Here is a 20,040-nt window from a genome sequence, read left to right on the forward strand (position 1 = left end):
ATGAAGTCTAGATGTGCCAAAAAAGCGACAAATTTATGTTGAACACTTGTTAAGTGACCGTGGTGATTGTTTTTTTCTTGTGGGATGCTGACAGAAAAAACTCTAGTTTGTCGATTATCTAAAAGTCTAAAGTGTGAGAAATAACCCTTAGCTCTCACTCCTTTTAACTAGAAGAGAGATAGCGGCTCAGGATCTGCTGAGTGAAGGGGATCTTGAGATAGAAACCTCTGGGATTGGTGAGCTTGATCTGGCCATCTTGGGATATGCTCTGGGTCAGCGCACGGCTGTTGGCGCCCTTGGGCCTGAGCTGCAATACCTCGCCGTGACGGGCGGTGATCTGCTCGACCTTGCCTAGGGCGATGAGCTCCATGATCTCTTCCCAATCCTGGCGTATCTGTGCCATCTCACTTTCGCTCGGCGTCCAGAGAATAGGAAAGCCGATGCGCCGCTCGCCGATTGGCTTGTGGCGAATACCTTCCACCGGGATCCACAACACTCGCTGCAGCTTATGGTACACCAGACTCTCTTGCCACCTGAGTCCATTGATATTCATCAGGGGGGCGACGGTGACATAGGTGGTCTCGAGTGGCTTACCCGACTCATCCACGGGAATGGTCTTCAGCTCGACGCCCAGATGAAGAAAGTCCTGCTCCGGCTTAGAGCCAGCGGTGGCGCCCAGTTCGAGTTCGATCAGCTGACCTATCCAGCCCTTGTCCCGTTTGAGGTTATTAGGCACGGCGACACCGTGGAGTTCGGCCAGTTGGCCCAGGGTGAGACCTGCCATCTCTTGGGCTCGGTGCATCAACTCATCGATGGATTCGGGGGGGAGAATTTGACTCTTCATGGAGGGGATTTTACCCGAGTTATGCACTTAATCAATCGAGGTTAAAAATTGTGCGATCTTTTTATGGTGGAGAGATCTTCGAGTATTTTTATATTAAGTGTATGAAAAAATGTGTTTTTACTCTCATATTCATCTATTCGATTCGCCAGTTATTTAAGTTACTCTGTGATTTCCCCACCCTTTCCAACACAGTTATCCACAGATTTATTGGATAACTGGATAAGTCTGTCACGGGACAGAATAGAAAAACCCTTGTCAAGGGGATTTTGATGACATTTTTCCGCGGTAGGGGTCGATAAAACTATTTATCTGTGAATAACCTTTGGGGAGTTTATCCGGGTTTTCTGTTGACATCCGCTTTGGCCGTTTTTTGTGCGATCTCTCGGTGTGAACAAATGGTCTTACCGTGTGAACAATTAATTTTCATTAAAATACATATGCTTGCTGGTTAAATTTAGGCTGGTATTTACCAGGCATTCGATCCGTGATTTGGCCCAATTGACAATTTTAACTGAGTTTCAAACAGAGATATCCACAGATTTTGTGGATATCCTCAGTTTGAAGTGCCGGTCTCTGTTGATAAAAATAAAAATTTTAGTTTTTTATCCAAGCAATATCTGTTAATGGGGAATTGCCGCCGACGCCGCTTTGTGAAACAATCGATTCATTAGAATATTTCATTTTGGAGTCCATGTGATTGATAGTGACGGCTTTCGTGCAAATGTAGGCATCATTATCTGTAATCGCTTTGGGCAGGTGATGTGGGCCAGACGATTTGGTCAACATTCCTGGCAATTTCCGCAAGGTGGTGTGGATGAAGGCGAAAGCGCCGAGCAAGCCATGTATCGGGAGTTGTATGAAGAAGTTGGGTTAAGGCCTGAGCATGTGCAAATTTTAACCTCAACTCGTTCCTGGTTGCGTTATAGATTACCAAAACGGTTAATTAGGCAAGACAGTAAACCCTTATGTATCGGACAGAAACAGAAGTGGTTTTTATTACAATTGAAGAGTCAGGAGTCTGCCATCAATCTGGCGGCGAGCGGCCACCCGGAGTTTGATGACTGGCGTTGGGTCAGTTACTGGTATCCGGTCAGACAGGTGGTATCCTTTAAAAGAGACGTGTACCGCAAGGTGATGAAAGAGTTTGCGCCGACGGCATTGCCGTTTCAGGCCCAGGAAAGCGGCCACAGTGGCAGAAGAAGAGGTCGCCGCCGATAGGATAAGGCGATAAGTATCAGAGGAGAGATAGGCTGTGTTAAAGACGCTCAGAGACATTACTCAGGCCGTAGCCGCAGCCGACGATCTTCAATCTGCCCTATCTTTGCTTGTCAGCCAGACCAAGTCGGCAATGGAAACCCAGTGTTGCTCCATCTATATCTTAGAAGAGCAGGAGCTGGTGCTGTCGGCCACCGACGGTCTCGATCCCAGAGCCGTGGGCAAGGTCAAGATGCCCATGAGCCAGGGCCTGGTTGGCCTAGTGGCCGAACGCGAAGAGCCGGTCAACCTGGCCGATGCCCAACAACACCCCAGATTTAAGCTATTTACCGAAGTCGACGAGGAAGATTTCCGTGCCTTTCTCGCCGTGCCCATTATCTATCAGAAATTAATCCTAGGCGTGCTGGTGGTGCAGCAGGCCGACGCGCGCCAGTTTAGTGAGGCCGAAGAGGCCTTCCTGATGACCCTCGCGGCTCAGTTGGCGGTTGCGGTGCGTGAGCAGCGAAAGAAGGCCGAGGTCAAATCGACGCCCAATAAGTGTGTCTACACGGGTACCTCGGCGGCCAGCGGCGTGGTGATCGCCCATGCCATGGTGTTGGGTGGCGAGATCCCCCTGGAGCAACAGGGACGTCGCACTCAAGAGGTAGATGACGAGCTGCTCGCCCTGAGTCAGGCCTTGGAGGCCTGTCGCAATACCCTGAGCGCCCTGTCTCAGCGCTTCGATGGCGAGAATGAGAAAGAGGTGCAATCTATCTTCTCCGCCTTGCAGCTGCTGCTGGACGACACCAGCCTGGGCGGTGAATATGTGCGGGAGATCCAGGCGGGCTGGACGGCTATCTCGGCGGTGAGCCGGGTGTCTCTGCGTTACATAGATCATTTCCAGCAGATGCAAGACCCCTATATGCAGGAGCGGGCCACGGATATTCGCGATCTGGGGCAGAGGGTGCTGCGCGAACTGATCGAGCCGCAGAAGATGCAGCTGGAGCTGGATGTGCCTGTGATCCTGGTGACCAAGGAAGCTACGGCGACCATGTTGGCGGAGTTTCCCCAGCACAAATTAGTCGGCATAGTCACAGAGCTGGGCGGGGTGAACTCCCACGCGGCCATTCTGGCCCGGGCCTTCGGTGTGCCCGCGGTAATAGGCGTCGAGGGGATCCTCAACGCGGGCATCGACGGTAAGCAGCTTATTTTGAATGCCAATCGTGGGCAGGTGCTGATCTCGCCCACACCGACCCTGATAGGCGAGTATCGCAGCCTGATCTCGGCGGAGAAGGCGCTGCAGAAACGCTATGCCGAAGAGCTTTCTAAGCCTGCGACCACCCTGGATGATAGGCGTATTCATCTCTACCTTAATGCTGGGCTGTTAAGCAGCCTGGCCTCTGAGATCGCCGAAGGCGCCGACGGCGTAGGCCTGTATCGTACCGAGATCCCCTTCATGTTGCAGACTCGCTTCCCCAGTGAGGCCGAGCAGGTGGAGGTCTATCGTCAGGTGCTGGACGCGGCGCTCGGTCGCCCCGTGGTGATGCGCACCCTGGATGTGGGGGGCGACAAGCCACTGTCCTATCTGCCTATCATAGAGGAGAATCCCTTCCTTGGTTGGCGCGGGATCCGCCTGACGCTGGATCATCCCGAGCTGTTTCTGGTGCAGCTCAGAGCCATGCTCAATGCCTCAGGTGGCGGTGAGCAGCTGCATATCCTGCTGCCCATGGTCTGTTGTCTCGATGAGATCGATCAGGCGATCGCCTACCTGGAGCAGGCCTATCTAGAGGTGAAGCAAGACGTGCATCCGGATCTGCAGCGGCCGAAGATAGGCATCATGCTGGAGGTGCCGGCGCTGCTGTTCCAGCTCGAAGAGGTGGCCAAGCGGGTCGACTTTATCTCTGTGGGCTCGAACGATCTGACCCAATATCTGTTGGCGGTGGATCGCAACAATCCCAGGGTCAGTACCCTGTACGACTCCTATCATCCGGGCATTTTACGGGCGCTGACCCAGGCGAGGCTGGCCTGCAGGGAATACCGACTGCCCATTAGCGTCTGCGGCGAGCTGGCCGGTGAACCCTTGGGAGTCTTGCTGCTGGTGGCCATGGGCTATACCCAGCTGAGCATGAACCAGGGTAGCCTGGCCAGAATCAATTACCTGATCCGCCGGGTGTCTTATCAGGACCTGAGCGAGCTGCTTGCTCAGGCGCTGTCCCTCAGCAACGGCTTCGAGGTGAGGGAGCTGCTCTCCCTTTATCTTAAAGAGAAGGCCTTGATGAGTTCATCTAAGTGAGTTTCTCTCTGTGAGCGTTAGGCAATTTCAATCTGTGGATATTTCCATTAAGCTAGTGCCTTCTTTTGCCGGCGCCTTAGAGGTTTCATGTTCACCATAGTTGTCAGTTGTATTGCCCTCGGGGCCTTCATCGGCTTTATGGCGGGTCTGTTGGGCATAGGTGGTGGCGTGATAGCCGTTCCCGTCTTGCTGTTTCTTCTGCCCATGGCGGGCGTGGTGCCTGAACATCTTACCCATGTGGCCATCGCCACCTCGCTGGCGGCGATCATCTTAACCTCGCTCTCGTCGGCCCGGGCACATCACGCCCGCGGCAATGTGCCCTGGCACCTACTGACCATTATGCTGCCCGGTTTAATCGTCGGCGCCCTGTCGGCTGGATTTATCTCGTCGCTGTTTTCTGCCCAGCTGCTCAAGCAGGTGTTTGCCGGTTTCGTGGTGCTGATGGCGCTGCAGATGGTGTTTCCTTTTAAGGCAGCCGAGGGGGAGCGTAGCCTGCCTGCGGCGCCCTATCTGTTTATCGCCGCCGGACTTATCGCCATCATCGCCGCCTTAATGGGTATAGGTGGCGGCATCTTGCTGATTCCGTTTTTGAGTTGGTGTGGCGTGCAGATGCGTCACGCCATAGGTTTCTCCTCTGTGACCGGGTTGATGATCGCCCTGTTTGGAAGTCTGAGTTATGTCTTTGCGGGCTGGGGAACACAAGGGCTGCCCGAATATACCCTGGGCTATATCTATCTGCCGGCGCTGTTTGGTATCGTCTGTACCTCTATGTTGACGGCGCCAGTGGGGGCGAAGGCGGCCAGTGTCTGGCCCACGGCAAGACTAAAGAAAATCTTCGCCGTCATGTTATTCTTTACCGGGATCAAGTTAGCCCTCACCTAGGGCCTGTTGATCTTTCAAGTTTAATTTTTGTTCAATCTAAACGCGTTTTGCGCGAGGCGAGAGCCATGAAGCATAGTTACTCTATGTGAATGGCGAACAACAAAGTGCAGCGCGCGTTTAGATGAACCCGTTGGGCAGCGTTTGTAGGCCATTTCTACTGCGTTATCGCCAGTTTGTGTAGAAGACTACACGACACAGGCTCTGCCTTGTATAAATCACCTTCAAACTGCTGCAAAAACAAACGGCAAAGATCAACAGGCCCTAGTGATAGGCGGTTAATGCGCGGCTAGGACTCGAATAAGGCAGGCGCCACGGGGCGCATCTAAGCAAAAATGATAAGTAGGATAAGATGAAACAGTATTTGGCATTATGTGAACGAATCATCAATGAGGGCGTCTGGGTTGAAAACGAGCGCACGGGAAAGCGCTGTTTAACCGTGATCAATGCCGATCTGGAATACGATGTGGCCGTAAACCAGTTTCCGCTGATCACCACACGCAAGAGTTTTTGGAAGGGGGCGATTGCCGAGCTGCTGGGGTATCTCAGAGGCTATGACAATGCCGCCGATTTTCGAAAATTGGGTGCCAAGACCTGGGATGCCAATGCCAACGAGAACAGCGCCTGGCTGAATAACCCACACCGTAAGGGCCATGACGATATGGGCCGGGTGTACGGGGTGCAGGGCAGGGCCTGGGCCAAGCCGGATGGCGGCACTGTGGATCAACTGAGAAAGATCATCGATAACCTCTCTAGAGGGGTCGATGACCGCGGCGAGATCTTAAGCTTCTATAATCCCGGTGAGTTCCACATGGGCTGCCTACGTCCCTGCATGCATACCCATAACTTCTCTCTGCTGGGGGATACCCTGTACCTCAACAGTTTCCAGCGCTCCTGTGATGTCCCGCTAGGGCTGAATTTTAATCAGGTGCAGGTGTTTGCCCTGTTGGCGATTGTGGCGCAGATCAGCGGCCACAAACCCGGTAAGGCTTATCATAAGATAGTCAATGCCCACATCTATGAAGACCAGCTCCCGCTGATGCAGGAGGTACAGCTGAAGCGTGAGCCGTTCCCGTCGCCTCAACTGCATATCAACCCCGATATCAAGTCGCTGGAAGATCTCGAAACCTGGGTGACCATGGATGATTTCGAGGTCACTGGCTATCAGCATCATGAGGCGATTCAGTATCCCTTCTCTGTCTAAGGGTCAATCTTAAGACTGAGGAATTTCTGAGGTAAAGCGCGGCGGACTTCTGTGGAGTCGCCGCGTTTTATTAATCTATTCTGCATAAAAAATCTCCCTTTCAAACTGAATCTGCCTGTGATCCCTATCACGGATGGATTTAGTCGCCTCTGCCACTAGTTAGCGCTGCATGCTATTGATTACTTCCGATTGACTGACTACACTTAATACCTCGGAATTACCGATGTATAATGCCGATGCAAACGATTATTCAGCTAGGTTGCATTCCGCTAGACTCGATACATTAAGTGTTTTTGGAGTTTATTTATGGAAAAGGCGATTAGAAATTTTCTGAGCCAGGAATCGGCCGGTGGCATCTTATTGATGGCCGCCGTCATCTTGGCGATGATTATGGCGAACTCCCCGTTATCAGGCCTGTATCAAGGCTTCCTACACACTGAGATGCAGGTGCGAGTGGGCAGTCTGGACATTGATAAGACGCTGATCCACTGGATTAACGACGGCCTGATGGCCCTGTTCTTCATGTTGATCGGTCTGGAAGTGAAGCGTGAATTGCTAGAAGGGGCGCTGTCGAGCCGCGAACAGGCATCACTGCCGACCTTTGCCGCCATCGGTGGCATGATCTTCCCCGCGGCGATTTACTTGATCTTTAATTATTCAGACCCCTTGACTCAGGTGGGCTGGGCGATCCCTGCCGCGACAGATATTGCCTTCGCACTCGGTATCATGGCCTTGCTTGGCAGCCGGGTCCCGGTGGCGCTGAAGGTCTTCCTGCTGGCGCTGGCCATCATAGATGACTTGGGTGTGGTGGTGATTATCGCCATGTTCTATAGCACAGATCTCTCGGCCGTTAGCTTGGTAGTTGCAGCGCTGGCGATTGTGGCCTTAGTGGGCCTGAATCGTAAAGGGGTTACCGCACTCGCACCTTATGGTGTCGTGGGTCTTATCCTGTGGATCGCCGTGCTTAAGTCTGGGGTGCACGCTACCCTGGCGGGGGTGATCATCGCCTTCTGTATTCCGCTTAGGGCCAAAGATGGTAGCTCACCCTCTGAGCATTTAGAGCATAGCCTGCACCCATGGAGCACTTTCGTCATCCTGCCAATCTTTGCCTTTGCCAATGCCGGGGTCGACCTGTCGGGCATGAGCCTGGGGGATCTGTTATCGCCCGTGCCTGTGGGTATTGCCCTAGGCCTGTTGCTGGGTAAGCCGCTCGGTGTGCTGCTGTTTAGCTTCGTGGCGGTCAAGCTGAAGCTGGCCGCATTGCCTGAGGGCATGGGCTGGCGTCATATCGCGCCCGTGGCCGTGATGTGTGGTATTGGCTTTACCATGTCGATGTTTATCTCATCCCTGGCCTTTATCGGCGATGGCGAGGTCTACGGCGATCTGGCGAGGCTTGGTATTCTGACCGGCTCGATCATGTCGGCTGTGATAGGTTATTTTTGGTTATCTAAGGTGCTTCCAGAGAAAGGAGAAAAATCATGAAAAAACTCGTCGTGACACTCATGCTCTCATTCGGTTTAACCGGGGGCGCCTATGCCAGCCAGCTTGAGGCCTGCGATAAAGATATCAATAGCGTCACCTGTCAGCATTATCTCGAAGGGGTGGTTGACGGTGCCCTGATGTTTAAACCTAAGGCGATGGGCAAGCGCCTAGAGAGTAATGGTTATGAGTCCCGCGCGCTCAAGTATCGCAGCGGTAAGCGCTTTGAGGAGGCTAACCGCACCTACTGCGAGGGGCGCCTGCCGGATCGCGACAGCCTGGTGCAGGGACTCTCCGAGGCCTTCGAGGCCGGTAAAGTGGACTCGATAGAGGCGCTGGGTGACATCATGTACAGCATGATGGATTGCCAACGCCTCAAATAATCAGGAGAGCCGCGAGTCTTGATGTCGCATCTGAATTACAACCATCTCTATTATTTCTGGATGGTGCACAAGAAGGGCTCGGTGGCCAAGGCCGCCGAAACCTTATGTTTGACGCCGCAGACGGTGACTGGGCAGATCCGCGTGTTAGAACAGCGTCTCAACGGTACCCTGTTTAAACGGGTGGGGCGCAACCTGGAGCCCACAGAGTTGGGCGAACTGGTGTTTCGCTACGCCGATAAGATGTTTAGCCTGAGCTACGAGATGTTAGATATCCTGAATTATCAAAAGGATAATAATATCTTGTTCGAGGTGGGGATCGCCGATGCGCTCTCCAAGGCCTTGGCTAGCCGGGTGCTGCTCTCTGTGGTGCCCAGTGACGGCTCTATGCATCTTGCCTGCTACGAGGCGACTCACGAGAGTCTGATGGAGCGCCTCAGGGAGCACAAGCTGGATATGATCTTGTCTGACTGCGCCGGTGAATCCCTCAAGTATCCGGAGATCTTATCGAAGAAGCTCGGGGAGTGCGGTGTGGCGTTTTTCTCATCCACTACCTATGACAAGCCTTTCCCCGCCTGTCTGGAGGAGGGCAAACTCTTGATCCCGGGCAAACGCACCTCGCTGGGTCAGCAGCTGCATCACTGGTTCGATGAGAATGGCCTGGATGTCACCATACTCGGTGAGTTTGACGATGCCGCCATGATGAAGGCATTTGGCTTCTTCAAGCAGGGGATCTTCGTGGCGCCCTCCATCTATAAGCAGGATATTCTCGCCCATGACATGCAGCTGCTCGGCGAGACGGATGATATCAAAGAGGTTTATCATGTGATGTTTGCCGAGCGAATGATTCAGCATCCTGCGGTAAAGTCCCTTTTGGATACCGATTTTAGCGATCTCTTCGCCGGTAAGGATCTCGAGGTGGAGCGGCTATAAAACGGTGTGAAGCCGTCGGCCTAACTGGTACACTATCGCCAATCGAAAATAAGGGAGTAGTTGTGTGTCAGAGCCAATGAACATAGCCAGAGTAAGATGGGCGTGCCGACGGGGCATGTTAGAGCTTGATGTATTGTTTCAACCCTTTGTTGAGACCCAATATGAACAGCTGTCTTCAGACGACAAGACGGTTTTTGTTCGTCTGTTAGAGTGTGAAGATCCTGAGTTGTTTGCCTGGTTTATGGGCCATGAGGCCTGCCCAGATCCGCAGCTCGCCGAGATGGTGATCAAGGTTCGTGGCCGGGCGGCGCCATAACTTTCACCTGACAGCCTCCTTTGACCAGCGACTCTCGCTGGTCTGTTTCGCGGCCCTGTGCCTGAGTGCTTTTCTGGCCTGGCCGCCAATCTCCTACCCCTGGTTACTGCTTTTCAAGTACGGTCTGTTAACGGCCACGATTGCTTTCTTTCTCTATCAGTTTATTGCGCTAAGTCGCTGGTCGTTTGCCTTCTGGCTGGATGAATCGGGCAGGATAGGCCTTATCCATGACAGGTTGGATAGTCAGCTCCAAGAGTCAAAAGTTGAAGAATCTGGTGAGACAAGGCTGAGCTATCGCCGTGTCTGGGTCAGTCCCTTAGTCGTGCTGTTTTGGCTATATGAGGGGGAGCAGAGGCGCATGGCTATCTTGTGGCGGGATATGTTTGACGACACAGGTTATCGACACCTGTGTCGTCTACTGCTGAGGTTTGGCTGACCCGCGGCGCCGCTATTGCTCAGGATGCAATATGGTTGGCAGTGGGTTATTGGTCTTGTTGGGATGGTCGATATTGTAATGCAGCCCGCGACTCTCCTTGCGCTCCATGGCGCAGCGGATGATCAGCTCGGCCACCTGTACCAGGTTACGTAGCTCGAGTAAGTTGTTACTTACCCGGAAGTTACTATAGTACTCCTGGATCTCCTGCTGCAGCATGGCGCAGCGACGCAGGGCGCGCTCGAGGCGCTTGTCTGAGCGAACTATGCCCACATAGTCCCACATGAACAGACGTAGCTCATGCCAGTTGTGAGCGATCACAACCTCTTCATCCGAGTTAGACACCTTACTCTCATCCCAGGCGGGCAGCATACCCGGCATAGGGATCTTGGCGAGCTGGCTCTCAATATCCTCGGCTGCCGCGCGGGCAAACACCAGGCACTCCAGCAGCGAATTGCTGGCCAGGCGGTTGGCGCCATGCAGGCCAGTATAGGCGACTTCACCTATGGCATAGAGGCCGTTTAGGTCTGTCTGACCATGAAGGTCTGTCATCACCCCGCCGCAGGTGTAGTGAGCCGCGGGCACTACAGGAATCGCATCCTTGGTGATGTCTATCCCCAGCTCCAGACAACGTTTATAGATAGTCGGGAAATGCTTAATCACAAAGTCCGCGGGTTTATGTGTGATATCCAGATAGACGCAATCGACCCCGAGACGTTTCATCTCATAGTCGATGGCGCGAGCCACGATATCACGAGGTGCCAGTTCGCCACGCTCGTCGAAGTCAGGCATGAAGCGGCTGCCATCCGGGCGCTTGAGATAGGCGCCTTCGCCACGCAGGGCCTCGGTCAACAGGAAGTTGCGAGCATCGGCGTGATAGAGACAGGTGGGGTGGAACTGGTTGAACTCCATGTTGGCCACCCGGCAACCCGAGCGCCAGGCCATGGCGATGCCATCGCCCGAGGCGATATCCGGATTGGAGGTATATTGGTACACCTTAGAGCTGCCGCCTGTGGCTAGGGCAACGAAGCGAGCCTTAACGGTTTCGACATGCTCTTCGTCACGGTTCCACACATAGGCGCCGAGGACGCGGTTGCCGGGGCGCTTGAGTTTGCGAGTGGTAATAAGGTCGATGGCGTTATAGCGCTCAAGCACCTTAATATTGGGGTGGTTCTGGGCGCGCTCCTGAAGGGTCACCTGCACCTCTTTGCCCGTGGCATCGGCCGCGTGCAAGATGCGTCTGTGGCTGTGGCCACCTTCGCGGGTTAGGTGGTAGGGGGCATTGCTCTCGTCACCATCGGCGGTTTCTTCTTTGTCGAAGGCCACGCCGCAGTGAATCAACCACTCCATGGCGCTCTTGGCGTTTTCGGCGGTAAAGGTCACAACTTCTTCATCGCATAACCCGGCGCCGGCGATCAAGGTATCGGCAACATGAGATTCGATGGTATCCTCTTCATCGAATACTGACGCGATACCGCCCTGGGCATAGTAGGTTGAGCCTTCGCTGAGTGGGCCCTTGGAGAGTAAGATTACGTTTGATTTTTCAGCCAGATGTAGCGCTAAAGTCAGACCAGCAGCCCCGCTGCCGATAACCAAAACGTCAGATTGATGTTCAACTACTTGTTTCATCAGGTATCATGGTAAGTTATGCGAGTATTGTCTATGGTAAACCAAGACGCCATTTATGGATACTGATCTCGCCGTAGAAAATAAATGTGGATATCGCAATTTTTTTTAGAACTTTTTCGATGTGGGCTAGTCTACATATGTGAATATGATTCGAGCGACTGAGAAATCAGCATTTTAGATTTAGGAGTAGTCGGCTCGGATGAGTGGACAGATAAGTGATCAACAACTCGTTGAGCGAGTGCAACAAGGAGATAAAAACGCTTTTAACCTGCTGGTACATAAATACCAGAGCAAAGTGATTAACCTGATTGCACGCTATGTGCGTAATCAGGCCGACGTGGCAGATGTGGCACAGGAAGCCTTTATTAAAGCTTATCGTGCGCTGCCTAACTTTAGGGGTGAGAGTGCGTTTTATACTTGGTTGTATCGCATCGCGGTCAATACCGCGAAAAATCATTTAGTGGCACAGGGTAGGCGAGCGCCTGCCAACGATGTCGATGCGGAAGAAGCCGAATATTATGACGGCAGTGATGCGCTAAAGGAGTTTGCCTCCCCCGAGCGTCTCATGCTGTCAGATGAGATTCAGAAAGTGGTCTTCGATACGCTCGATACCTTGCCGGAAGAATTGAAAATGGCCATCTCCTTGCGTGAGCTCGATGGGATGAGTTATGAAGAGATTGCCAATGTGATGGAGTGTCCTGTGGGCACTGTGCGTTCACGTATCTTTAGGGCACGTGAAGCCATCGATAAGAAGTTACAGCCTTTGCTGGAACGATGAAGCATTTTATTCGATACACTAAATTTATATGGGTGATAAATGGATAAGTTAGGTCAGGAATGGGTTTCCGCTGCCGTTGATGGTGAAGTCGACGAGCAGGAATTGGCGCAACTCGCCGCCGATACGGATTCACATGAAAAGTGGCGTGATTATCACATGATAGGTGATGCTATGCGTGGTGAGTTGCCGGCTGCGATCAATCTGGATCTCAGTGCCAACATTGCCGCGGCTATCGAGCTTGAGCCTAGTATCCTTGTGCCTAAGCGTGTCGAAACGCCAGAGGTGACGCCTCAACACGCCACTCAACACAGACTTGCGAGTGTGGTGCCACTGTTTAAGCAGTTTGGCCAATATGCCATCGCGGCCAGCGTCGCCTTAGTCGCCGTGATCGGTGTACAGAATTATAATCAGGGTGGCGTCGAAGATGCAGCGCCTATGCCAGTGCTCAATACCCGTCCGCTGATTGGCAGTGCGTCGCCGGTGAGCCTGCAGACAGGTCCTGTGCAACAGAACCAAAGTTATACCAACGAGCGTGTGATGGAGCAGCGTCATCGCATCAACACCTATATTCAAGATCATATGCTGCAGCAAAGATTGAATAACAGTGCCAATATAGACGACAATGGTGAGCTTACGCCGATCCCGGTTAATCACTAAAAGCTATTTATACTGGTCACACTGACTATACTCTTTGTGTCGATTGGTATTATTAAGGAGTTAGCTTGCGTCTTATTTGGTTGGCCCTGTTAGTCCTCGTCTTCCCTGCCAGTGCGCAGGAAGAGTTGTCCGCTAAGGCTTGGCTCGAAAACATGAGCCTCGCCTTAAAAGGACAAGAATTCAAGATGTCCCTGATCCATCTGCAAGCGGATCATATACGCCCCCTGGTTTATCTTCATGGCAAGGTCGATGACCATGAAGTCGCTTTCCTCGAGCACCTCAATGGCCCGCCGAAGAATGCCGTGCGAGTGGGTAATACAGTTACCTTTATCGAGCACGATCAGCCTGCTTACAGTGTCAGGGCCGAACGTATTCAAGGGGTATTGCCACCTGCATTTGCCGGTTCTATCTCTGATCTCGAGTCGGGTTACCAGTTTGTCTTGGGCGGGCGTTCACGCCTTGCGGGGCGTCCCGGTCAGCTAGTGCGCATCATTCCTAACGATGATAACCGCTATAGTTATCAGGTGTGGCTGGATATGGATACCTATCTGCCGCTGCGCTACGACATGCTCAATCTTGAGAAGCAGCTGCTGGAGCAGGTGCTGGTGGTGGAGTTGATCGTCCTGGACGATGCACCGGCGATTCTGCGTGAAGCCTATAAGCAGGAGTGGCCTGAGATCATGCCTCAGCCCCAGCGAGAGCAGGCCGATAACTGGCAGTTCAAATGGTTACCTCAAGGTTTTAAGATCTTAGTCAAGGATAATCACAGACTTATCGGAAGCCACGAGGCGGTCGAGTATATCGCCTTGAGCGATGGTCTGGTGAATATCTCTGTATATGTGGCCAGAGCCGGCGAGACGGCGCTGCCCGACGAGCTGATGACCCGCAACGGACTCTCTTTGGCGACCGAGCGGGTGGGCAATGCCGAGGTGGTCGCCGTGGGCAAGGTGCCGGCGGAGACCCTGAGCCGTATCGCCAAGAGCATCACCATAGAGTAATCAGGCTATGATGGAAGAAACCGCCACAGTGATCAGGTGCCCAGGAGATGGCTGGGTTACGGTCGAAGTCAAAGTGAAAAATGCCTGTAATCATTGCGACAACAATGATACCTGTGGCACCTCGGCCGTCTCCAAGGCCTTCTCTCCTAAGGTGCAGCGATTCTCGCTGCCCAGCGACGAACAGTATGAGCCGGGTGAACTGTTAAAGCTTGGCCTGCCCGAGAGCGTGATCTTAAAGGCGGCCGCCATCGTCTACCTCATGCCGCTGGCGGGGCTGTTTATCGGCGCCGCATTGGGACATTTCCTTGCCGGCTTGTCGGGGCTTTCGAGCAGCGATCTGCTGGCTATTGCCCTAGGCGCCGGTGGGGCGGTGAGCGCCTGGTGGCTGGGACGGCGATGGGCTAAAGCTCTGGAGACTAACAGTCAGCCGGTCATTCTGTCACGCCTTGGCCGGACCATAGCGGGTATTTCCTCCGCCAGCTAGCCTATTATTTTCCTTGTCCGATGGATTCCAATTGGTATTCATTTTGCGATCGGGTACAATTCGGCACTTTTAGATCAATTTCAATTTCGAGTTTAGTCATTTCGCACAATGAAGCATATTAGAAACTTTTCGATTATTGCCCATATCGACCATGGCAAATCAACCCTTTCTGACCGTCTTATTCAAGAGTGCGGCGGCCTGTCTGATCGTGAGATGGCGGCGCAGGTATTGGACTCAATGGATCTCGAGCGCGAGCGCGGCATTACCATTAAAGCCCAGAGTGTGACTCTCGATTACAAAGCCAAAGACGGTGAAACTTACCAGCTGAACTTTATCGATACCCCTGGTCACGTGGACTTCTCCTATGAAGTGTCACGTTCACTGGCGGCCTGTGAAGGCGCGCTCTTGGTGGTCGATGCCGGTCAAGGCGTTGAGGCGCAGACTCTGGCAAACTGTTATACCGCCCTGGATATGGATCTGGATGTGGTCCCTGTACTGAACAAGATTGACCTTCCCCAGGCTGATCCTGAGCGTGTTGCCGATGAGATTGAGGATATCGTCGGTATCGAGGCCGCCGATGCGGTGCGCTGCTCGGCTAAGACGGGTCTTGGTATCGGCGACGTGCTGGAAACTATCGTGGCGCAAATTCCGCCGCCAGAGGGTGACCCGGATGCGCCGCTGCAGGCGCTGATCATCGACTCCTGGTTCGACAGTTACCTGGGGGTTGTTTCCTTGGTGCGCATCAAGAATGGTGTGCTTAAGAAGGGTGACAAGTTCAAGGTGATGTCGACCGGTCAGACCCATAATGCCGATCGCGTCGGTATCTTTACCCCTAAGCAGACAGATACTGCCGAGCTGAAGACGGGCGAAGTAGGTTTCGTGATCGCCGGTATCAAGGAGATCCACGGCGCGCCTGTGGGCGATACCCTGACCCTGGCCAAGAATGGTGCCGAGAAGCCGCTACCCGGCTTTAAGAAGGTGAAGCCTCAGGTTTATGCCGGTGTATTCCCTATCTCGACCGACGACTACGAGAACTTCCGTGATGCGCTCAACAAGCTGAGCCTTAACGATGCGTCGCTCTTCTTCGAGCCTGAAACCTCATCTGCCCTGGGCTTTGGTTTCCGCATCGGTTACCTAGGTCTGCTGCATATGGAGATCATTCAGGAGCGTCTCGAGCGCGAATATAACCTGGATCTCATCACCACTGCGCCGACGGTAGTCTATGAGGTAGTGACCACTAAGGGCGAGACCATCTACGTCGATAACCCATCGGATCTTCCGCCGATGAACAACATCGAAGAGATGCGTGAGCCTATCGTTGAGACCAATATCCTGGTGCCGAAAGAGTACCTGGGTAACGTGATCACCCTGTGTGTCGAGAAGCGTGGCGTACAGACCAACATGGTTTACCACGGCAATCAGGTGGCGATCACCTACGATATGCCGATGGCCGAGGTGGTGATGGACTTCTTCGACCGTTTGAAGTCGACCAGCCGTGGTTATGCCTCGCTCGAATATAACTTCAAGCGTTTCGAGCCGGCCGACATGGTACGTCTGGACGTGTTGATCAACGGCGACCGCGTCGATGCGCTGGCGATGATCCTTCACAAGGCAAACGTGCGCTATCAAGGCCTGGCCTTGGTGAATAAGATGAAAGAGCTGATCCCAAGACAGATGTTCGATATCGCGATTCAGGCGGCCGTGGGCAGCCAGATCATCGCGCGTTCATCGGTCAAAGCCCTGCGTAAAGACGTAACCGCTAAGTGTTACGGCGGCGACGTCTCTCGTAAGAAGAAGCTGCTGCAGAAGCAGAAAGAGGGTAAGAAGCGCATGAAGCAGGTGGGTAACGTCGAAGTACCGCAAGAGGCCTTCCTCGCCGTGTTGAAGATCAATGAGTAATCACTTTTTAGTTAAGAATTGTTAATAGTGATTGATAATGAGCGCCGCGGTTTGCGGCGCTTTGTTTGTTACAGTATAAATGGGCTAATGGCCTGCCAGACAGGCGATGAACACCTTATTTTACTGGCGCATTTTTCAGGAGTTAGTTAGCGTATGGCAGCTTATTTTTCCCTTATCCTGGTCTTGGTGACCCTAGGCAGCGGCCTGATCTGGATGTTCGATGCCTTAGTCTTAGCGCCTAAGCGTCAGCAGAAGCTGGCCCTGGCACAGGCGGCCAACCAGGAGATTAGCGAAGAGAGCGCCGAAAAAATCGTGCGTGAGTCGACTATTGTGGAGACCTCGCGTTCTATTTTTCCGGTCATCGCTTTCGTGTTGATCCTCCGCTCTTTTATTTACGAGCCTTTCCAGATCCCTTCGGGCTCTATGATGCCAACCCTGTTGGTGGGCGACTTCATCCTGGTGGAGAAGTTTAGCTATGGGCTGAAAGATCCCGTGTGGCGTAGCGAGCTTATCGAGACGGGTAAGCCGCAGCGTGGTGACGTAGCGGTATTTAAATACCCAGAAAACCCTCAGATCGACTACATCAAGCGTGTCATCGGCCTGCCGGGCGATCGCATCGTCTATCGCAACAAGGACCTCTATCTTCAGCAAGCCTGTCCCGAGGGGCAGAGTGAGTGTCCTAAGCTTGAGAAGATAGCACGCGTCGGTGTGAACCAAGGCGAATTTACCCAGGATAATATCCCGCTGCTGCGTTACAAGGAGCAGCTGGGCGAGGTGACTCATGACATCCTGATCAACCCAGGGCGAGGCGAGCCGACCTCCTATTATTTCCGTGAGGGCAATCTGGCGGTGGGCGAGTTTATCGTGCCCGAGGGCCAGTATTTCATGATGGGCGACAACCGCGACAACAGCACCGACTCACGCTTCTGGGGCTTCGTGCCCGAGGCAAACCTGGTGGGTAAGGCCGTGGCGATCTGGATTAGTTTTGAATTTGAGCGCAAGCCGTCGGATTTTTTACCCACTTGGGTGCCGACCGGCGTACGCTTTAACCGTGTAGGCGGAATTGTGTAGATGGAACCCATTAAGAATCTACCGCGTTTGGGTAGAACATTAGGCTATCAATTTCAGCAGATTGAGCTGCTAGAGCAGGCGTTAACGCACCGTAGTGCGGCCAGCAAACATAACGAGAGACTGGAGTTCTTAGGCGACTCGATCCTCTCAATCGTCATCTCAGACGCCCTGTATCATCAGTTTCCCAAGGCGACCGAGGGTGATCTGAGCCGGATGCGCGCCACACTGGTGTGCGGCAAGATGCTGGCGGAGGTCGCCAAAGAGTTCAAGCTCGGCGATTACCTCAAGCTGGGTCCTGGTGAACTCAAGAGTGGTGGTTTTCGCCGCGAGTCTATCTTGGCCGATGCCATGGAGGCGATTATCGGTGCCATCTATCTGGATGCCGATATCGAGACTTGCCGTGCTTTAGTACTAAACTGGTATAAGAGCCGCCTTGCGGTGATCGAGCCGGTGAATCAGAAAGATCCCAAGACCCTGCTGCAGGAGCACCTGCAGGGATTTAAACAGCCGCTCCCTGTCTATACCGTGGTGAACATCAGCGGTGAGGCCCATGCGCAAACCTTCACGGTAGAGTGCAAGGTGGAGCAGCTAAAAGAGGCCGTTGTCGGCGTGGCAAATTCCCGCAGAAAGGCGGAGCAGATTGCCGCAGCAGAAGTGTTGGAGCGTATTAAGAAATGAGTAATAAACCCGAGCAGCCAGAAGGTGCACAAGAGCCGAGTCTAGACGAGCTGCTGGCGCGGATGAATAGTGGTCGCAGTGGTAGCCAATATGAGGTGACCTACTGCGGCATGGTAGCGATTGTCGGTCGCCCTAACGTGGGCAAGTCCACCCTGCTCAATAAGCTGTTAGGTCAGAAGATCTCTATCACCTCCAAGAAGCCGCAGACCACACGTCATCGCATCATGGGGATCCACACAGAGGGCCCTCGTCAGGTGGTGTTTATCGACACTCCTGGTCTGCATATCGAAGAGAAGCGCGCCATCAACCGTCTGATGAACCGTGCGGCCTCTAGCTCGCTGGCCGAGGTGAGCCTGGTGGTGTTTGTGGTTGATGGTCTCAACTGGACCGCCGACGATGAGATGGTACTGAAGAAGCTCCATAGCCGCGACGATGGCCGCAAGACGATTCTGGCGATCAACAAGGTAGATAACATCAAGGACAAAGAGGCGCTATTCCCGCATCTGCAGGAGTTGTCGGCCAAGTTTGAATTTGATGAGATCTTGCCGATCTCGGCAACCCACGGCACCAATGTGCAGCGCATCATGGAGCTGGCGCTGGAGTCTGTGCCCGAGTCGCCGCACTACTTCCCGGAAGACTATGTCACCGACAGATCCCAGAAGTTTATGGCCTCCGAGATCGTACGCGAGAAGTTGATGCGTTTCCTCGGCGACGAGCTGCCCTACGACGCCACGGTGGAGATTGAGCAGTTTAAGATGATGGAAAACGGCGTCTATCAGATCAACGCCTTGATCCTGGTGGAACGTGAGACCCAGAAACGCATGGTGATCGGCAACAAGGGTGAACGTATACGCACCATTGCGACCCAGGCGCGCCAGGATATGGAGGTCTTGTTCGACAATAAGGTGTTCCTCGAGGTCTGGGTTAAGGTCAAGTCGGGCTGGGCCGATGATGAGCGCGCCCTGCGTTCATTAGGCTATGGCGAGAGCTAAGCCGACAGGTTATTGTTAAGCCGAGATCGTCACGCTAGTGTTGTGGTTGTCTCGGCTTTTTTGTCAGCATTGTTTTTGGTAAACAGGGATTAAGGAAGCGGGCAATGCACAGGGGCTATGTACTGCACACCCGTCCCTATCGGGAGTCGAGCGTGCTGGTCAATTTGTTGGTCGACGGCCAGGGCCGGGTCGATGCCGTCGCGCGCCTGGGCAGTGGCAAAACGTCTATCAAAAGCATACTGCAACCCTTTCAGCCGCTGCTGTTTCAGCTGTCGGGCCGAAGCAGCCTAAAGAGCCTGTATCAGATCGAGGCTGCTAGCCCTGCAGTCCCCCTCAGCGGCAGCGACAGCTTTGCCGGACTCTATCTCAATGAACTGTTAGTGCGCTGCCTTTCGGTCGAACATGGTGCTGAGCAGTTCTTCTTTACCTATCACAAGACCCTGATGGCCATGGCGGCCGACTTTAGCGAGGCGCAGCTTAGGCAGTTTGAGCTGGCACTGCTCAAGGAGCTTGGTGTGATGCCCTCGTTGAATCTCGATATCGATGGCAGTCCTATCGAAGACGACTTCTACTATCGCCTCTTATCGGAAGAGGGCTTTAGCACGGCTCTTGGGCCCAAGCCTAACCATTTTAGCGGCGAGATGCTGCGGGCCTTAGAGGAAGATAAGCTGGATGAGGCCGACTTTAAACAGGCCAAGTTGCTGATGAGGCAGCTGCTGTCGCCCTTGCTGGGTGACAAGCCGCTCAAGTCGCGCGCCCTGTACTTAAAAGGCAACAAGCCTTCGAGCTACAGTAAGTAGTTGCTAGGGCCTGTTGACCTTTTGAGAACAATTTTTGTTCTAATTGAGCACGTTCAAATCGCGGCATGAGGCTTGAAGTATAGTTACTCTATATAAAAG

20 protein-coding genes are annotated in these 20,040 nt (G+C 53.4%); 18 read left to right on the forward strand and 2 right to left on the reverse strand.

From position 1 onward, the window contains the following. Positions 1-163 precede the first annotated feature (163 nt). Positions 164-844 carry a DNA mismatch repair endonuclease MutH gene (gene mutH, locus DB48_RS11040; RefSeq protein WP_041510327.1) on the reverse strand — a complete coding sequence of 227 codons (681 nt, stop codon included), beginning with the start codon at positions 842-844 and terminating at the stop codon, positions 164-166. Between the two features lie 693 nt (positions 845-1,537). Here mutH and rppH point away from each other — a divergent pair. From rppH to DB48_RS11085, 9 genes are all read left to right on the forward strand, one after another. Beyond that, positions 1,538-2,062, forward strand: a complete 525-nt coding sequence (rppH, locus tag DB48_RS11045; protein ID WP_041510328.1) for an RNA pyrophosphohydrolase — start codon at positions 1,538-1,540, stop codon at positions 2,060-2,062. A gap of 34 nt (positions 2,063-2,096) precedes the next feature. Next, positions 2,097-4,331 (forward strand): phosphoenolpyruvate--protein phosphotransferase, encoded by a 2,235-nt coding sequence (gene ptsP / locus DB48_RS11050; protein WP_041510329.1) that lies wholly within the window; start codon positions 2,097-2,099, stop codon positions 4,329-4,331. Between the two features lie 87 nt (positions 4,332-4,418). Continuing rightward, positions 4,419-5,213 (forward strand): sulfite exporter TauE/SafE family protein, encoded by a 795-nt coding sequence (locus DB48_RS11055; protein WP_041510330.1) that lies wholly within the window; start codon positions 4,419-4,421, stop codon positions 5,211-5,213. A 349-nt stretch (positions 5,214-5,562) separates the two neighbouring features. Further along, positions 5,563-6,414, forward strand: a complete 852-nt coding sequence (locus DB48_RS11060) for a thymidylate synthase (RefSeq protein WP_041510331.1) — start codon at positions 5,563-5,565, stop codon at positions 6,412-6,414. 306 nt (positions 6,415-6,720) lie between these two features. Continuing rightward, complete coding sequence (nhaA, locus tag DB48_RS11065) at positions 6,721-7,896, forward strand: Na+/H+ antiporter NhaA (RefSeq protein ID WP_041510332.1); 1,176 nt, start codon at positions 6,721-6,723, stop codon at positions 7,894-7,896. After that, positions 7,893-8,276, forward strand: a complete 384-nt coding sequence (locus DB48_RS11070; RefSeq protein ID WP_041510333.1) for a hypothetical protein — start codon at positions 7,893-7,895, stop codon at positions 8,274-8,276. Before nhaA ends, DB48_RS11070 begins: the two co-directional genes overlap by 4 nt. 21 nt (positions 8,277-8,297) lie before the next feature. Next, entirely contained in the window at positions 8,298-9,206 is a 909-nt protein-coding gene (gene nhaR / locus DB48_RS11075; RefSeq protein WP_041510334.1) for a transcriptional activator NhaR, read from the forward strand. 76 nt (positions 9,207-9,282) lie between these two features. Continuing rightward, positions 9,283-9,522, forward strand: coding sequence for an FAD assembly factor SdhE (locus tag DB48_RS11080; protein WP_041510335.1), 240 nt, complete (start codon positions 9,283-9,285; stop codon positions 9,520-9,522). Continuing rightward, a complete protein-coding gene (locus tag DB48_RS11085) occupies positions 9,503-9,958 on the forward strand; it encodes a protein YgfX (protein ID WP_041510336.1) in 456 nt (151 codons plus the stop codon). Before DB48_RS11080 ends, DB48_RS11085 begins: the two co-directional genes overlap by 20 nt. Before the next feature lie 12 nt (positions 9,959-9,970). On the opposite strand, the gene nadB is transcribed toward DB48_RS11085, so the two are convergent. Beyond that, positions 9,971-11,584 (reverse strand): L-aspartate oxidase, encoded by a 1,614-nt coding sequence (gene nadB / locus DB48_RS11090; RefSeq protein WP_041510337.1) that lies wholly within the window; start codon positions 11,582-11,584, stop codon positions 9,971-9,973. A gap of 199 nt (positions 11,585-11,783) precedes the next feature. Between nadB and rpoE the strand changes: the two genes are divergently transcribed. The 9 genes from rpoE to recO all read left to right on the forward strand — a co-directional run bounded on the left by rpoE (position 11,784) and on the right by recO (position 19,941). Then, positions 11,784-12,362 carry an RNA polymerase sigma factor RpoE gene (gene rpoE / locus DB48_RS11095; protein WP_011864852.1) on the forward strand — a complete coding sequence of 193 codons (579 nt, stop codon included), beginning with the start codon at positions 11,784-11,786 and terminating at the stop codon, positions 12,360-12,362. A 39-nt stretch (positions 12,363-12,401) separates the two neighbouring features. Then, on the forward strand, positions 12,402-13,019 hold the full coding sequence (locus DB48_RS11100) for a sigma-E factor negative regulatory protein (RefSeq protein ID WP_041510338.1): 618 nt from the start codon (positions 12,402-12,404) through the stop codon (positions 13,017-13,019). Positions 13,020-13,084: 65 nt separating this feature from the next. Then, positions 13,085-14,017: a MucB/RseB C-terminal domain-containing protein gene (locus DB48_RS11105; protein WP_041510339.1), complete on the forward strand. Its 933-nt coding sequence runs from the start codon at positions 13,085-13,087 to the stop codon at positions 14,015-14,017. Positions 14,018-14,024: 7 nt separating this feature from the next. Continuing rightward, positions 14,025-14,501 carry a SoxR reducing system RseC family protein gene (locus tag DB48_RS11110; RefSeq protein WP_041510340.1) on the forward strand — a complete coding sequence of 159 codons (477 nt, stop codon included), beginning with the start codon at positions 14,025-14,027 and terminating at the stop codon, positions 14,499-14,501. Between the two features lie 108 nt (positions 14,502-14,609). Then, complete coding sequence (gene lepA, locus DB48_RS11115) at positions 14,610-16,400, forward strand: translation elongation factor 4 (protein WP_041510341.1); 1,791 nt, start codon at positions 14,610-14,612, stop codon at positions 16,398-16,400. A gap of 153 nt (positions 16,401-16,553) precedes the next feature. Next, positions 16,554-17,471, forward strand: a complete 918-nt coding sequence (lepB, locus tag DB48_RS11120) for a signal peptidase I (RefSeq protein WP_041510342.1) — start codon at positions 16,554-16,556, stop codon at positions 17,469-17,471. Then, on the forward strand, positions 17,472-18,149 hold the full coding sequence (rnc, locus tag DB48_RS11125) for a ribonuclease III (protein ID WP_041510343.1): 678 nt from the start codon (positions 17,472-17,474) through the stop codon (positions 18,147-18,149). Next, positions 18,146-19,141, forward strand: a complete 996-nt coding sequence (gene era / locus DB48_RS11130; protein WP_041510344.1) for a GTPase Era — start codon at positions 18,146-18,148, stop codon at positions 19,139-19,141. The genes rnc and era overlap by 4 nt, the downstream gene beginning before the upstream one ends. 104 nt (positions 19,142-19,245) lie before the next feature. Next, positions 19,246-19,941, forward strand: a complete 696-nt coding sequence (gene recO, locus DB48_RS11135) for a DNA repair protein RecO (protein WP_041510345.1) — start codon at positions 19,246-19,248, stop codon at positions 19,939-19,941. Positions 19,942-20,040 lie beyond the last annotated feature (99 nt).

This window comes from Shewanella sp. cp20 (assembly GCF_000832025.1).
In the GTDB taxonomy this organism is placed as follows: Bacteria; Pseudomonadota; Gammaproteobacteria; order Enterobacterales; family Shewanellaceae; genus Shewanella.